Source organism: Chryseobacterium indoltheticum (assembly GCF_003815915.1).
Lineage (GTDB): Bacteria > Bacteroidota > Bacteroidia > Flavobacteriales > Weeksellaceae > Chryseobacterium > Chryseobacterium indoltheticum.
Genome location: NZ_CP033929.1, coordinates 3,967,342 through 3,982,528, shown reverse-complemented (window position 1 = coordinate 3,982,528; position 15,187 = coordinate 3,967,342). Strand labels below are relative to the sequence as shown.

14 protein-coding genes are annotated in these 15,187 nt (G+C 34.4%); all 14 read left to right on the top strand.

The genetic code is table 11. The features are described from left to right. Window positions 1-54 precede the first annotated feature (54 nt). On the top strand, window positions 55-2,550 hold the full coding sequence (gene paaZ, locus EG358_RS18310; RefSeq protein WP_076560081.1) for a phenylacetic acid degradation bifunctional protein PaaZ: 2,496 nt from the start codon (window positions 55-57) through the stop codon (window positions 2,548-2,550). 150 nt (window positions 2,551-2,700) lie between these two features. Then, window positions 2,701-3,471 (top strand): DUF4241 domain-containing protein, encoded by a 771-nt coding sequence (locus tag EG358_RS18305; protein ID WP_076560464.1) that lies wholly within the window; start codon window positions 2,701-2,703, stop codon window positions 3,469-3,471. A 9-nt stretch (window positions 3,472-3,480) separates the two neighbouring features. Further along, window positions 3,481-4,170, top strand: coding sequence for an SMUG2 DNA glycosylase family protein (locus EG358_RS18300; RefSeq protein WP_076560079.1), 690 nt, complete (start codon window positions 3,481-3,483; stop codon window positions 4,168-4,170). Between the two features lie 23 nt (window positions 4,171-4,193). Then, the gene (locus tag EG358_RS18295; protein WP_076560077.1) at window positions 4,194-4,958 is read left to right on the top strand and encodes a methyltransferase domain-containing protein; all 765 of its coding nucleotides are present in this window, start codon (window positions 4,194-4,196) and stop codon (window positions 4,956-4,958) included. A 307-nt stretch (window positions 4,959-5,265) separates the two neighbouring features. Continuing rightward, window positions 5,266-6,030: an enoyl-CoA hydratase/isomerase family protein gene (locus EG358_RS18290; RefSeq protein WP_076560076.1), complete on the top strand. Its 765-nt coding sequence runs from the start codon at window positions 5,266-5,268 to the stop codon at window positions 6,028-6,030. A gap of 244 nt (window positions 6,031-6,274) precedes the next feature. Continuing rightward, window positions 6,275-9,223 carry a SusC/RagA family TonB-linked outer membrane protein gene (locus EG358_RS18285; RefSeq protein WP_115596456.1) on the top strand — a complete coding sequence of 983 codons (2,949 nt, stop codon included), beginning with the start codon at window positions 6,275-6,277 and terminating at the stop codon, window positions 9,221-9,223. Window positions 9,224-9,233: 10 nt separating this feature from the next. After that, window positions 9,234-10,745, top strand: a complete 1,512-nt coding sequence (locus EG358_RS18280) for a RagB/SusD family nutrient uptake outer membrane protein (protein WP_083677022.1) — start codon at window positions 9,234-9,236, stop codon at window positions 10,743-10,745. A 209-nt stretch (window positions 10,746-10,954) separates the two neighbouring features. Then, the gene (locus EG358_RS18275) at window positions 10,955-12,190 is read left to right on the top strand and encodes a cation:proton antiporter (RefSeq protein ID WP_076560073.1); all 1,236 of its coding nucleotides are present in this window, start codon (window positions 10,955-10,957) and stop codon (window positions 12,188-12,190) included. A gap of 58 nt (window positions 12,191-12,248) precedes the next feature. After that, window positions 12,249-12,866 carry a hypothetical protein gene (locus EG358_RS18270; protein WP_076560071.1) on the top strand — a complete coding sequence of 206 codons (618 nt, stop codon included), beginning with the start codon at window positions 12,249-12,251 and terminating at the stop codon, window positions 12,864-12,866. A gap of 53 nt (window positions 12,867-12,919) precedes the next feature. Next, a complete protein-coding gene (locus EG358_RS18265; RefSeq protein WP_174565092.1) occupies window positions 12,920-13,297 on the top strand; it encodes a four helix bundle protein in 378 nt (125 codons plus the stop codon). Between the two features lie 36 nt (window positions 13,298-13,333). Then, on the top strand, window positions 13,334-13,624 hold the full coding sequence (locus tag EG358_RS18260) for a winged helix-turn-helix domain-containing protein (RefSeq protein ID WP_076560069.1): 291 nt from the start codon (window positions 13,334-13,336) through the stop codon (window positions 13,622-13,624). 66 nt (window positions 13,625-13,690) lie between these two features. Continuing rightward, a complete protein-coding gene (locus EG358_RS18255; protein WP_228421335.1) occupies window positions 13,691-13,981 on the top strand; it encodes a hypothetical protein in 291 nt (96 codons plus the stop codon). Window positions 13,982-14,025: 44 nt separating this feature from the next. Beyond that, the gene (locus tag EG358_RS18250; RefSeq protein WP_076560068.1) at window positions 14,026-14,865 is read left to right on the top strand and encodes a metallophosphoesterase; all 840 of its coding nucleotides are present in this window, start codon (window positions 14,026-14,028) and stop codon (window positions 14,863-14,865) included. Between the two features lie 10 nt (window positions 14,866-14,875). Beyond that, window positions 14,876-15,175 (top strand): hypothetical protein, encoded by a 300-nt coding sequence (locus EG358_RS18245; RefSeq protein WP_076560066.1) that lies wholly within the window; start codon window positions 14,876-14,878, stop codon window positions 15,173-15,175. Window positions 15,176-15,187: the final 12 nt, after the last annotated feature.

The window sequence follows — 15,187 nt, the reverse complement described above, 5'->3', positions numbered from 1 at the left end:
TCTCATTGGTAAACTGCTAGATTGATACATTGTTAAATTAGAAATAAAAACTATATGGAAAAATTAAAAAACTATATCCACGGTGAATGGGTAGAAGGTACCGGAAACGGAATTCCTTTATATAATGCCGTGACAGGAGAGCAGGTTGCTGTTTCAGATACAGAAGGGCTGAATTTTGAACAGGCTCTTGACTACGGAAGAACAGTAGGTTATAAAAACCTTTCTTCCATGACTTTTTACGATCGTGGAGAAATGTTGAAAAAAGTGGCGCTTTACCTTTTAGAAAGAAAGAAAAAATATTACGAATTATCATATAAAACAGGGGCAACACATGCAGATTCTTGGGTAGATATTGAAGGTGGTTTTGGTACGTTCTTCACCTATTCTGGGTTGGCAAAAAGAATGCTTCCAAATACTCCATTTTGGGTAGATGGGGAAACTCAGAAAATTTCTGCGAATGGAACTTTCTTGGGAACTCACATTTTGACTCCAAGTGAAGGAGTTTCTATACAAATCAATGCCTACAATTTTCCTGTTTGGGGGATGTTGGAAAAGCTGTCGACTTCATTGTTGGCTGGTGTTCCGTCAATTGTGAAGCCTTCGCCATTTGGTTCTTATTTAACCAATGCGGTTTTTCAGGATATGATTGAAAGCGGTGTTCTTCCTGAAGGCGCACTTCAATTGGTTTGTGGAGAGCCTGGAAATATTTTGGATTATGTTAAGGATGGAGATTCTGTATTGTTCACAGGTTCTGCAACGACGGGTAGAAAGTTAAAAGCTTTGCCTTCTGTTTCAGGAAATGCTGTTCGTTTCAATATGGAAGCCGATTCTTTGAACTGCTCAATTCTTGGGTTGGATGCAAAACCCGGAACTCCTGAATTTGATTTATTCATTAAAGAGGTTCGTACAGAAATGACCACAAAAGCGGGTCAGAAATGTACAGCGATTAGAAGAATTATAGTTCCTGAAAACTTAATTGGTGATGTTCAGAATGCTTTATCTAAAGCTTTGGATCAAACTAAAATCGGAAGTCCTTTAAGCAGAGAGACAAGAATGGGTTCTTTAGTTGGAAAACAGCAATATGACGAAGTTTTAAGAAAGATAAATATTTTAAAAACTGAAACGGAATTAATTTACGACGGAAAACATGAATTGGTAGATGCAGACTATGAAAATGGTGCATTTATGAGTCCGAAATTGTTCTTAAATGATTCTCCTTTCACCAAAAATATCTCTCATGATGTTGAAGCTTTTGGTCCGGTTTCTACGTTGATGCCTTACAAAGATGCGGAAGAAGCGGCAGCGTTGGCAAAAAGAGGGAAAGGAAGTTTGGTGGGTTCGATTGTTTCTCACGATGAGAAGTTCGTTGCGGAAACTTCGTGGAAAATGGCTTCTCAGCACGGTAGAATTTTCGTGTTAAACAGAGATAATGCGAAAGAAAGTACAGGTCACGGTTCTCCGCTTCCTACCTTGATGCACGGTGGTCCCGGAAGAGCAGGTGGAGGCGAAGAAATGGGCGGCCTGAACGGTCTTCATTTCTTCCTTCAGAAAACAGCAATTCAAGGTTCGCCGGATATTTTAACAGCGATTACAAAAGTATATCAGCAAGGAGCAGAGAAAAAATTTGCAGACAAACATCCTTTCCAGAAATATTTTGAAGATGTTGAGGTTGGAGATTCTTTGGAAACCGCAGGAAGAACTGTAACTGACGCAGATATCGTGAATTTCTCGAACGTTTCGTGGGATCATTTTTATGCACATACCGATGCTACAAGCTTAACGGGAACTATTTTCGATAAAACAGTGGCTCACGGATATTTTATCCTTTCTGCAGCGGCGGGATTGTTCGTTTCAGGTAAAAAAGGCCCGGTTATTGCGAATTACGGATTAGAAAACTGTTCGTTCTTCAAACCTGTTTATGCAGGAGACACGATTACGGTTTATTTAACGGCAAAAGAAAAGATCAACAGAGGAGTTAAAGGAAGAAATATTCCTTCCGGCGTTGTGAAATGGTTGGTGGAAGTTGTAAATCAAAGAGATGAGGTTGTTTGTGTGGCGACAATTTTAACTTTAGTTGCAAAAAAATCTCCATTTATTGATTTTAAAGTTCAGAATATTCAGAAAAAATTAAATGCTTTGACTGAAAAAACGCAACCTGTTTTTGGGGATTTTACTCCGCAATTAATGGTTGAGCATTTGGAAGAAGTATTGAGAAATGGTTTCGGAAATTTAAAACCTGAAGATTTCCCTGCGATTCCTGCTGAAAAATTAGAGAAACTTCAGGACTGGCTATATACTGATCAGAAAATTCGTCCGGGAGCGCAATATCCCTTATGGAAAGAAGGAGAAATTCCTCAGAATAAAAATAAAAATCTGGATGCAGCTAAAACTCAGTTGATAGAAACATTAAAAGAGTTTACGGTTTATTTCAAAGAAAATCCTTTTGCAGAACATTATAATCCAAGATTTGGACATTTGAACAAGGAAATGATGGAGCTTTTCCAAAGAAAACATTTCACACATCATTTTGAACAGTTTGGCTTGATTTAATTAGTTTAAAACTGGAAATATATCAATTTAACAGCGTAGCAATTTTTGTTACGCTGTTTTTATAATCTTTTGTTAAAAACTTCGCCATATTTGATGTCTTTATTTTAATTCCTTATTTTCATGTTTAAATCAATTCAAAAAATATTTATCATGGAAGAAAGCTGGATGCAGAAGTACGAGGAAGTAAAAAATATACTGACTTGTCCTACAGATTTGGAATCTTATTTTACGTCAAAAGAAATCGCTGGCGAAAAAATGGAAGTCATGGAAATCGGAAATGTTTCTCTGCCTTCCGGAAAAGTGGTAGTACGAGATCCTTTGGTATTTCTAAACTCAAAACAAAAACCTTATTTTTTTGAAGCTCCAAAAGGAAATTTTCCCGTAACAATTGCTGTTGTAAAATCGGAGGATTGGGGTGACCGATATGCTGCTGTAAAGGTAAAGTTTAGTGACGAAAAACCTATTCTTTATCAGGAAGCTTTGATTGGAAACGAAAATCTTGAAGGCGTAAAAGAAGACGATTTTTTTGGATTTCATGTGGATGCCGGATTGGGATGTATTGCCGATGCAGAAGCACTTCCTGTATTCGATAAGTTTTTAGAGGAACTAAATGTAGACAATGTTTATGATGATTATTTTGCTGAATTGTTTGCTCAAAGTTATCAGCAGAATCCACAAAATCAAAGAGATGCAGGTGATTGGATCAACTGGACAATACCAAATACAGCATTTCAAATTCCTATGTTTGCGAGTGGCTTTGGGGACGGATCTTATCCTGTGTATTTTGCGTATGATGCAAAAGGAGAGATCTGTGGCTTGTATATTCAGTTTATCGACATCGAATTGGCTTTAAGTGATGAAGAAGAGGATGAAGACGAAGATGAAAATGATCAGCCACAAAATTTTGTCTTTCTATCATAAACTCTTTATATGAGTAATACTTTTGCTGAAAAAATTATAGAGTTCAATAAAAACTTGCGCTATTCCGGGCAATTGCCGAAAGATTTTCAGATTCTGAATCCGTATTTAGATAATCCTGAAACAATGGTTGTCATGGAAAAGTTTTATCATAAATATTACAACGATTCAATTCAAAGAAAATTTTTAATCGGAATTAATCCAAGTCGGCACGGAGCAGGAGTTACAGGCGTTCCATTTACTGATACAAAACGTTTGGAAAGTGTTTGCGGAATTAAAATGGAATCAGCCCATACGCATGAAGTTTTTTCCGTTTTTATGTATGATATGATCGCGTCTTATGGCGGTGCAGATGAATTTTACAGAGATATTTACATCAATTCACCTTTCCCTTTAGCAATTGTACGAAAAGCAAAAAACACCTGGATTAATGCCAATTATTACGATGATAAAGAACTTTTCAATGCTGTAAAAGATTTCATGATCGACTGTCTGAAAAAACATATCAGTTTGAATCTCGATACTCCGGAAGTTTTTATTTTAGGAAAAAAGAATGCCGAGTTCATTTCAAAATTAAATTCGGAAGCAAATCTGTTTGACAAAATGACGGTTTTAGAGCATCCGAGATATATTCAGCAATATAAATCAAAAGAAAAGCAGCTTTTTATTGATAAATATATTCTAGCTTTAAAGAACAAATAATTTCACCAAGTAAAAATATAAATATGCCCTGGAATCCTGAAGTGTACAATCAGTTTAAAAATATCCGTTATCAACCATTTTTTGATTTGATGCAACTTATTTCCGCAGATGGTTTAAAGAAAGCAATCGATATTGGTTGCGGAACGGGCGAACAGACTTATATTCTGTCAGAAAAATTTGTTGATGCAGAGTTTTTAGGAATTGATTCTTCAGCTGAAATGCTGTCACAATCTATTTCCTTTCACAATGATAGATTAAGTTTTCAGCAAAAAAAAGTTGAAGAATTATATGACTCCGAAGAAAAGTGGGATCTAGTTTTTAGCAATGCCGCTTTACAGTGGTCAGACGATCATGAAAAATTGTTTCCCAAACTGCTTTCTTTATTAAGTGAGAATGGGCAATTTGCCGTTCAAATGCCTTTACAGTCTGAAAATATTCTCAATCAAATTTTGTTTCAACTTGCTGCTGAAGAGCCTTACGAAACGCAACTTCAACAATGGAATAGAGTTTCTCCGGTTTTAAGTTTGGACGATTATGCTAAAATGATGTTTAAGGCAGGGTTGAAAGATTTAAATATCTCTATAAAAGTGTATCCGATTATAGCTGACGATGCAGAGAAACTATTTCAGTTTATTTCGGGTTCAGCGTTAATTCCGTATTTGGAAAAATTGGATGAGGTGAATAAAGAGAAATTTATTGGTGAATATAAAAAAAGAATTGCTGAAAAATTTAAGAAATTCCCTGCAATTTATTCGTTTAAAAGAATGCTGCTTTACGGAAGAAAATAGGATAAGAGTTTTCTGATAACAAAAAATTCCCTACTAACAGGGAATTTTCATTTATGCTTAGAATCGTGTTTTAAAAACTTTTAGCGTTTAATAAAAGTTTTCATGGGAATTAGTTTTTACCTTTTTAATTACCACAAAATAACAGATTTTAAATAAACTAGAATAGGGTATAAATACTGTATTTTTATATCCGTATAAATACGGATGTAATTTTGCCTTCTACATTTTTAGCGCTAAAAATTATAGCATTAACTTTCTCAAAAGTGCTTTATTTAGTACTTTTGTATAAATCGAATAAAGACTAAAAATGAGTGATTTTGTAACATCAGAAATTAAAAATAATATTGCCGAAATTACTTTCGGAACGGCAAAAAGTAACGCTCTTCCAGGGGCTATTCTTGAAAAATTAGCACAAACTATTTTAGAAGAAGGTGCGAAAAATGAAGTAAAAGCTATTCTTGTAAAAAGTCAGGGTGAAAAAGCCTTTTGTGCAGGGGCGAGTTTTGATGAGCTTTTGGCCATCGATGAATTAGAGGCTTCCACAAAATTTTTCGGAGGTTTTGCCAAAGTTTTAAATGCAATGCGAAATTGCGGTAAAATAGTCGTTGTAAGAGTTCAGGGAAAAACTACAGGTGGCGGAGTAGGAATTGCCTGCGGAGCAGATTATTGTTTTGCAACCAAAGATTCTGCTTTGGCATTAACCGAGATCAATTTAGGAATCGGGCCTTTCGTGATCGGGCCGTATGTAGAAAGAAAAATTGGTAAATCACAGTTTTCGGCAATGGCAATTGACGCAGACTTCAGATCGGCAGAATGGGCCGAGCAACATAATATTTATCACTCAGTTTCAGAAAACATTGCAGAAATGGATTCTAAATTAGAAAAATTCTTAAACATGCTGTCTACAAGAAGCGAGGATGCTTTAGCTTTAATAAAAAAAGTTTCTTGGGAAGGCACAGAACATTTTAATGAATTGATGCCTGCAAGAATTCATATGAGTGCAAGTTTAATTCTTGAAGATTCTGCAAAGAAAAATATTGAGGCTATTAAAGAAAGGTTAAGATCAAAGTAATATTTTCCTGAAATTTAATTAAAAAAACCATTGAGAAATCAATGGTTTTTTTAATTAAAAATAAAAACTTTATATGAATAAATGATTTTCAATATTTATATTTTACTCATAATTGATTATTTTTAATTGAGGGTTTTTTATTTAAATAGTGTTTAATGTGTTTTATTGTTAATATTTTTAATTAAAACTTGTATATATTATAATTTATTAACATATTTGATGAAAATTATTAAACACTTATAAGATGAAAATAAAATTATCATTAGTAACTACTGCTGTTGTCTTCTTTATGGGGGCGCAAGCTGTTGATGCCCAAAAAGTAAAGGATACACTTATTCAAGAAGAAAAGATAGATGAAATTGTAATTGTTGCTTATGGTTCTCAAAAAAGAGAGACAATAGTTGGGTCTAACACACAGGTAAATGCAAAAGAATTTGCAGATCGTCCCATTACAAGTATTGGTCAGGCTATTGATGGAGCCAGTCCCGGAGTAAAAGTGAGTACATCTACGGGGCAACCCGGAAGCTCTCCCAGTATTCAAATAAGAGGTATAGGATCTTATGGTATCACCACATCACCTCTGTACGTGATCGATGGAGTAATATATAACGGATCATTGTCAGCAATTAATACCAATGATATTGCCTCTTTTAATATCTTGAAAGATGCAGCATCTACATCATTGTATGGTTCAGCTGCAGCAAATGGCGTTATATTAATTACTACAAAAACTGGAAAAAAAGGAGCGGATGCTCTTAATTTTAGTATGAGTACAGGATATGTTGGAAGATCAATCCCTGAATATGACAGGGTAAATGCTTATCAGTATTATCCTCTTGTATGGGAGGCAATGAGAAACGGACGTCTTACCTCTGTACCTGCGAGTACTGTAGCAGATGCAAATAAATATGCCACAGAAAGACTGATTTCTGATGTTTTAAAAAATAATGTTTTTGATGTAGATAATAAGCTATTGGTAGTAGATGGTGTATTAAATCCTAACGCAAAATTGAAATATACTGATTTGGACTGGCAAGACCCATTGATCAAAACGGGATTCAGACAAAACTATGAATTAAATTATAGTGGTGGAACTAACAAAACAACATATTTTTCTTCGGTTAGTTATACTAATGAAGCCGGATATTTAATTAAATCTGACTTTGAAAGGTTTACTGCAAGGTTAAAAGTTGATTCTCAAATCAAGAATTGGCTAAAAGTAGGAACAAGTATAAGCGGAGTTTCATCCAATGGAAATAATTCCGTAGATGGTGCAGATAATAACTCTTCATATATAAATCCTTATGCATGGACGAGAAGAATAGGACCCATCTATAGTCCTTACGCTCACGATCCGGATACTTTTGCAACTTTATATGATTCTTTTGGGGATGTTATCTATGATTCTGGAAGTGCAAGAGGCGCAGATGCGGCGGCAGGTAGAAATGTTATTCAGGAAACGCTTTTAAATAAAGATATATCAAAAAACTATTATATCATTTCAAGAGCTTATGCTGAAGTTAAAGTTGATCCCTATTTAACTTTATCTACAAACGTAGGATATGATATTCAGAATAACAGAAGAAACCGTTACATCAATAAAGTGATTGGAGATGCCGCTCCAGGTGGTGCTGCCGAAATAAGAACTTTTACTGAGCAGACTCTTACTTTCAACCAATTATTGAATTATAAGAGAAAATTTGGATCACATAATTTCGAATTTTTATTAGGTCATGAAAGCTATAAATTTATTTACGAATATATGCTTGGGTACAAGCAAGGGCAGGTTGTAGATGGAAACGATGAATTAATCAATTTTGTTACTCCTACTACTCTCACCTCACAAACGGATAACTACCGAAAAGAAAGTGTATTTTCGAGATTAAATTATGATTACAAATCAAAGTATATACTTTCAGGATCTTACCGTGCGGATGGTTCCTCAAGATTCGCTAAAGATGTAAGATGGGATTATTTTTGGTCTGTTGGAGCAGGATGGAGAATAAAAGGAGAAGATTTTTTGAATGACTCTAATACGATTAGTGAATTAAAATTGCGTGGATCTTACGGAGAAGTAGGAAATGACAGAACAAATAGTTATTATATGTATAAAAGTACATATGCTTTGGGATATAATAATGCGCAAGAACCAGGCATTTTGTATGATTTTAAGGCTGATCCGAAAGTTTCTTGGGAAACCAACAAACAGTCGGATGTAGCAATTGACTTTGGATTTTTCAATAATAGAATAACAGGAACTGTAGAATATTATAATAGAATTACCAATGATCTTCTTTTTAAGGTACCTCAACCTGTTTCAGCAGGCATACCTGATAGTGAAATAACCCAAAATGTAGGTACTATGTATAATCGTGGTTTTGAGATCGGAATAAATGCTGATGTTATTAAAAATGAAAATTTCACATGGAATTTAAATGCAAACGCATCAACTCTTAAAAATCAGGTTACTCAGCTGTCAAAGGGTATAACGGAACTTATTGAAGGAACTAAAAAGGTTTCGGTAGGGCATTCTGTCTATGATTATTGGTTAAGACAATGGTATGGTGTAGATCCCACAGATGGATCTCCTTTATATTTAGCTGCTGATTCTTATATAGGAACTACCGCAGTTGATATAAGAACTGTAAATGGTACTTTAGTTACCACGAACCATAATAAAGCTAAATATGATTATTCAGGTACAGCAATTCCTGATTTATTTGGTAGTTTTGGCACATCCATCACCTATAAAGAATGGTCTTTATCGACAATGTTTACTTATCAAGTAGGAGGGATGACTTATGATTCCAATTACCAAACTCTAATGTCAAACTATCCACAAGGAGGCGCATTAAGTACAGATATTTTAAATCGATGGACAACTCCTGGTCAGATTACGGATGTTCCGGCTTTAAATTCTGCGACTTATACAAGTTCTGGCGCAGCTTCAAGCAGATGGCTGATTAAATCTGATTTCATCACTTTCAGACAAGCAACATTAGGATATAGCTTTAAGCAGAGTGTTATTTCACAATATGGCATTACGGCATTGCGATTATTAATGTCCGGAGAAAATATTTGGAGCAAAACAGCCAGAAAAGGATTAGAACCTGTTCAGTCTTTTAATGGAACAACCACAAACAGATATACACCGGCGAGAATTATCACAATAGGATTTAATATATCATTTTAAAATAGAAATTATGAAAAATATAAAAAAACATTATAAAAAAATAATATTACTATCATTTGCTTTTTTTGCTTTAGCTATGACATCCTGTTCGAGTGAATATCTTGAAACAGATCCTACCACTGCAGTTTCAGAAGACGCAGCATATTCGAGTGCGTCCAATCTTAAGGCTATTATTAATGGGATGCATAGGGATATGTACTATAGACAGAATAGCAACCAAGGGCAAAACGGCCAAGGAGGTATAATGATAATGATGGATGCTTTAGGCGAAGATTTGGTTTTTCCGTCTACGGGTAATAATTGGTATATTTCTACAGTAAGATGGCAGGATAATGTAAACGAAAATGCATCAAATGATTTTTATCCTTATCAGTTTTATTATGCTCTTATCAGAAATGCAAACTTAGTAATTGCGAATGGACCAAACGTTCCCGCTCCTACTGCTGCTGATGAACTCACTATAAAAAAAGCTATTGGTGAAGCTTATGCTTTTAGAGCTTTTAGTTATTATATGTTGGTACAGATTTATGGGAAAAGATATGTGCCGAGTACAACAAATAGTCAGCCCGGAGTTCCAATACGATTAGTTGCCGATGAAGTTCCTTTGGCTAGAAATACTGTCGAAGAAGTTTATACTCAGATTAATAAAGATTTGGGTGAAGCGCTTGCACGACTTACAGGAAGTAGTAGAGCTACAAAATCACATTTTGATAAGAGCGTTGTTTTAGGTTTAATGGCTAGAGTTGCTTTGACGCAAGGAAATTACCCTTTAGCGGCAACTTCAGCAGTATCTGCAAGAGCAGGATTTAGTTTAATGGAAGATGTAGCAGCCTATACTTCAGGTTTTAATACTGCTACAAACGGCGAATGGATGTGGGGAGCAATCATTATTTCTGACCAAACAGATTATTTTGGAAATTTTGGAGCTTATATGTCGAGAAATTATAATTCTACAAATATTCGCCAAGCGCCTAAAGCTGTAAACAGTAAGCTTTATGATCCGTTTCCAAGTACAGATATCAGAAAAAAAGTATTTGATCCGACAGGAAAACATCTTGATCTTTCATTACCAAGTAATTATGCTAAATATCCTTATACAAGTCAAAAATTTTTGGCAGTAAGTACTTCGGATAGTAGATTGGATGTACCCTACATGAGAGCTGCAGAAATGTATCTTATAGAAGCAGAAGCATTAGCTAGAATGAATAATGAAACAAGTTCCAAAATAGTTTTTAACATTTTTGCTAAAAAGAGAAACCCTTCTTATACAGGGGCAACTACTACCGGCGCTGCTTATATTACTGAAATTCTTAATAGCAGAAGATTGGAATTGTGGGGTGAAGGATTTAGGTTTTTAGATCTTAAAAGACTTAATCAGGGTCTAGACAGAACGGGAGCTAATCATTCATCTGTTGTTATAAATAACGTATCTACAGTTGCAAATACGGATCCTAGATGGGAGTTCCTAATTCCTAGAAGAGAAATAAATGCTAATCCGCTTATTGTACAAAATCCACTATAATAATCTTTGATTCAAATTTGTTGAGTCCTGCTTTCAAGCAGGATTCTTTTATATAGATATTTTTAGGTAATTTGGAAAATCTAATTTTGATCTTTCAAATCATAGAAATAATTAATCTTAATCTATGCCAATCTGTAAAATTTCCATAATTTAAAAGCCGGATACTCTTATTGAGTTTCCGGCTTTTAAAATAATTAATTACAATTTATATGAGCATATATTTAGTACTGACTTTACTCATAAGTCTATCAGCTTTGTTCGCTTACATCAATCAGAAGTTTATAAAATTGCCTTTCGTTATTGGGTTGTTCTTTTTATCAACCATATTATCGATCGCTATTATTTCTTCGCACTTTCTCTTCGGGTTTGATGTGAGTGCTGTCGAAATTTTTTTTGAAAATGCAAGGATTGATAAAATTATAATTGATATTCTACTCGGTTTTCTTCTCTTTGCCGGCGCTTTGCATACCGATTGGGAAGATATAAAAGGTCAGATAAGGCCGATTGCCAACTACGCAATTTTGGGAGTTTTGTTGTCTACAATTCTTATTGCTGGTGCTACTTATTATATATCAGGTTTTTTAGGAATCGAAATAAACTTTATTTACTGTCTGCTTTTTGGGGCTCTGATTTCGCCTACAGATCCTATTGCAGTTTTGGGTATTCTGAAAAAAGCAGGAGTTCCCAAAAAAACAGAATCTATCATTGTTGGAGAAAGCTTATTTAATGACGGAATCGGAGTTGTTGTTTTTATCGCACTTTTAGATACTTTGAAAACAGGAGAATTCAGCTTTTCACATTTCGGCGTTTTGTTTCTTCAGGAGGCGATCGGAGGCATTATCTGGGGTGTAATTTTAGGATATATTTTGTATCTTTTTTTAAAATCTATCGATCATTATGAAACCGAAATATTACTTACGCTCGCATTTGTGATGAGCGGATATTATTTTGCCAATTATTTCCATATTTCAGGTGCTCTTTCTATGGTTGTGATGGGACTTATTGTAGGGAATTTCCGTACTTCTGTTGCGATGAGCGATATTACACAGGAGTACGTCCACAAGTTTTGGGAATTGGTAGACGTTATCTTAAATGCTGTTTTATTTATCATAATTGCTTTCGTGCTTGTTGTGATAGATTTTGAAGAAAGCTATATTTATTTAGGGTTAATTTCCGTGGCTGTTGTGCTTTTTATAAGAACTTTAGTCGTTTTTTTACCGTTAAAAATTCTTCCCAAAAGAATTGGTATTGGTAAAAATGATGCAAAAATTATTGCCTGGGGCGGATTAAGAGGCGGGCTCTCGCTTGCGTTAGTATTATCATTGCCAGAAAGCCCATCTAAAGAAGTTCTTCTTATTGCTACTTACTTTGTTGTTTTGTTTAGTATTTTGATTCAGGGATTGACAATTGATAAAGTTGCGAAAGCATTGAGCAAAAAAAAATAAAAAAACATTTTGTCATTTCAAAATATAATATAACTTTGTAGTTCAAAGTTCTTTTTATATGGAGTCAAAAAACTATCACGAAGACTTATCGCATATTCGTTCTATGATGGAGCGATCTTCAAGATTTATTTCATTAAGCGGATTATCCGGAGTTGTTGCTGGTTTGGCGGCAATTATCGGAGCGGTTTATGTCTACTTTGTTTTTCAGAGAGAAGGAATTGATTATTTTGATGGCGACAGAAATATTTTCGGGAAAGAACTCGTTAAAGAACTCGTTCTTATCGGAGCTGTTATTTTGGTCGTTGCGATTTTTAGCGGGTATATTCTCACTGCCAATAAAAGCAAAAAGAAAGGATTGAAAATCTGGGATGCAACCACGAAAAGACTTTTAGTAACATTCGCTGTTCCTTTGGTAACAGGTGGTTTATTTTGTCTCGTGTTGCTGTATCATCATCTATTTGTTTTAGTAGCACCCGCCACATTAATTTTCTACGGATTGGCTTTGGTAAGTGCAGAACGCTATACTTTGACAGATATTAAATATTTAGGCTATTGCCAAATTATTCTTGGGTTGCTTTCCTTTCTATTTTTGGGATGGGGATTAATTGCCTGGACGATTGGTTTTGGAGTTTTGCATATTGTGTATGGCTTGATTATGCATAAGAAGTATAAATAGTTAGTTAGTTAGTTAGTTAGTTAGTTAGTTAGTTAGTTAGTTAGTTAGTTGATATGGGAAATATTATTTCGTTTAGGGATTTGATTGTTTGGCAAAAGTCGCATGAATTTGTTTTGGAGACTTATAGAATAAGTTCAGCATTTCCAAAAGAGGAAACTTATGCTTTGACAAGCCAATTAAGACGAGCGGCTGTTTCAATTCCAGCTAATATTGCAGAAGGATTTACTAAGAAAACCCTACCAAATAAATTGAATTATATTTCTCATTCTGAAGGTTCATTACAAGAGGTAAAGTATTATTTAATTTTAGCAAGAGACCTTAATTATATAAATGATATAACCTTTGAAAACGCTATTAATTCGTGTGGAGAAATTGGAAAATTATTGAATGGATACATCAAAACTATAAGAAATTATCACCAAAATAAATAAAACTAAAAGACTTTTTTAACTAAGATACTATTAGCAATGATTAACATCAGTCAACTCAACAAAGAATTCGAAAGCCGTGTAAGATTGGGCATTATGTCCGTTCTTATGGTCAACGACTGGGTTGATTTTTCTGAAATGAAAAACCTTCTTGAAATCACAGATGGAAATATGGCAAGTCACAGCAATGCTTTAGAAAAAGCTAATTATATTGAGGTGAAAAAAGAATTTGTAGGCAAAAAGCCCAAGACTTCATACCGTGTAACACAGTCAGGAAGAACTGCGTTTACCGAACATTTAGATGCATTAGAAAAATTAATAGGAAGATAAGACCTATATTTTTTTGAAAATTAACTTTGAAATACAAAGTACTTTTAATAAATAAAATTAAATATTATGATGACACAAAAACAAAAAACAACAATGATTTATTCTCTACCCGCCTTAATACTAGTGTTTGCGGTACTTGGGAATCTATTCTCTAAAGAATTCAACTGGTCTCCTTCCGATTTTCTTATTGGCGGTATACTTTTATTCGGAACGGCAATTATTATCGATCTAATTCGTCGGATTGTAAAAAACCAAACCTATAAAATCTTTCTATGCATCGTGGTTTTGTTTATACTGATTTTTACTTGGGTGGAGCTTGCAGTAGGTCTTTTCGGAACACCTTTCGCCGGAAGTTAGTTTTATATTGAGAGCTTAAAATTATTTCAAGTAATATATAAATCATGACTAGGAAAAAATTTCTAAAAAGACTTTTACAGCTTTCGGCAGTCGGTGCTTTGCCTTTTCTTTATTCTTGGCAAATTGAGCCTTTTTGGGTAGAATTTGTAGAACGAAAACTTCCAATAAAAAATTTACCTGAAGAATTGGAAGGAAAAATTCTCATGCAGATTTCCGATTTACATGTAGGAGACAGATTCGACTGGAATTTTTTAATTGAATCTTTCCAGAAAGCAAAAGAATTTAATCCGGATTTTGTGGTGTACTCTGGTGATTACGTAAATCATGGAACAGAAGAAGATCATAAAAATTTAGAAAAAGTAATGGCAAAAGCAGTTTACGGAAAGTTGGGCACTTTCGGAATTCTCGGAAATCACGACTACGGAAAAAACTGGAAAGATTTGGGTTCTTCAGCAGAGATTCATCGAATTCTCCAAAACAATGGCGTCACAATGCTTAAAAATGAGCAAACAGAATCTCACGGATTGAATATTATAGGTTTTGATGATTTGTGGTCTCCCAATTTTGATCCCATGAAGGTGATGAAAGATTACATTCCCGAAAAAGCCAATCTTGTACTTTGCCACAATCCCGATGTTTGCGACAAAGATGTCTGGAACGGTTATAAAGGCTGGATTTTGAGTGGACATACTCACGGCGGACAATGCCGAATTCCCGGAGTCATTACGCCAATTCTTCCGGTAGAAAATAAGAAATATGTTTCTGGTGAAATTGATTTAGGAGACGGAAGAATGTTGTATATCAACCGTGCGTTAGGCCATTCTTTTCAAGTGCGTTTCATGGTGCGTCCAGAAATAACGGTATTTACTTTAATTCAAGCTTAAAATTTTAAAGATGAAAAATCAAGATATTCTTACTGTAGGGAAAATATCCTTTTGGCTCTCATTCATATTAGGAAATATTTGCCTTTTTGGATATATACTTACTAAAATTGAGGCTTTTGCTTCCTATGGATTTGTACTCTTATTATTTGCAGCTCCAGTTAATTTAGTTGTGATTGCGTTACTAATTATTTATGGATTATTTAATAAATCCTACTTAAAAGACTGTATAAAAGCATCATTAATTATTTGTATAAATATTCCAATTGCAATTCTGTATTTCTATCTAGGGGTTTTTCTAATTGGGTTTTAATTACCTGAAAAA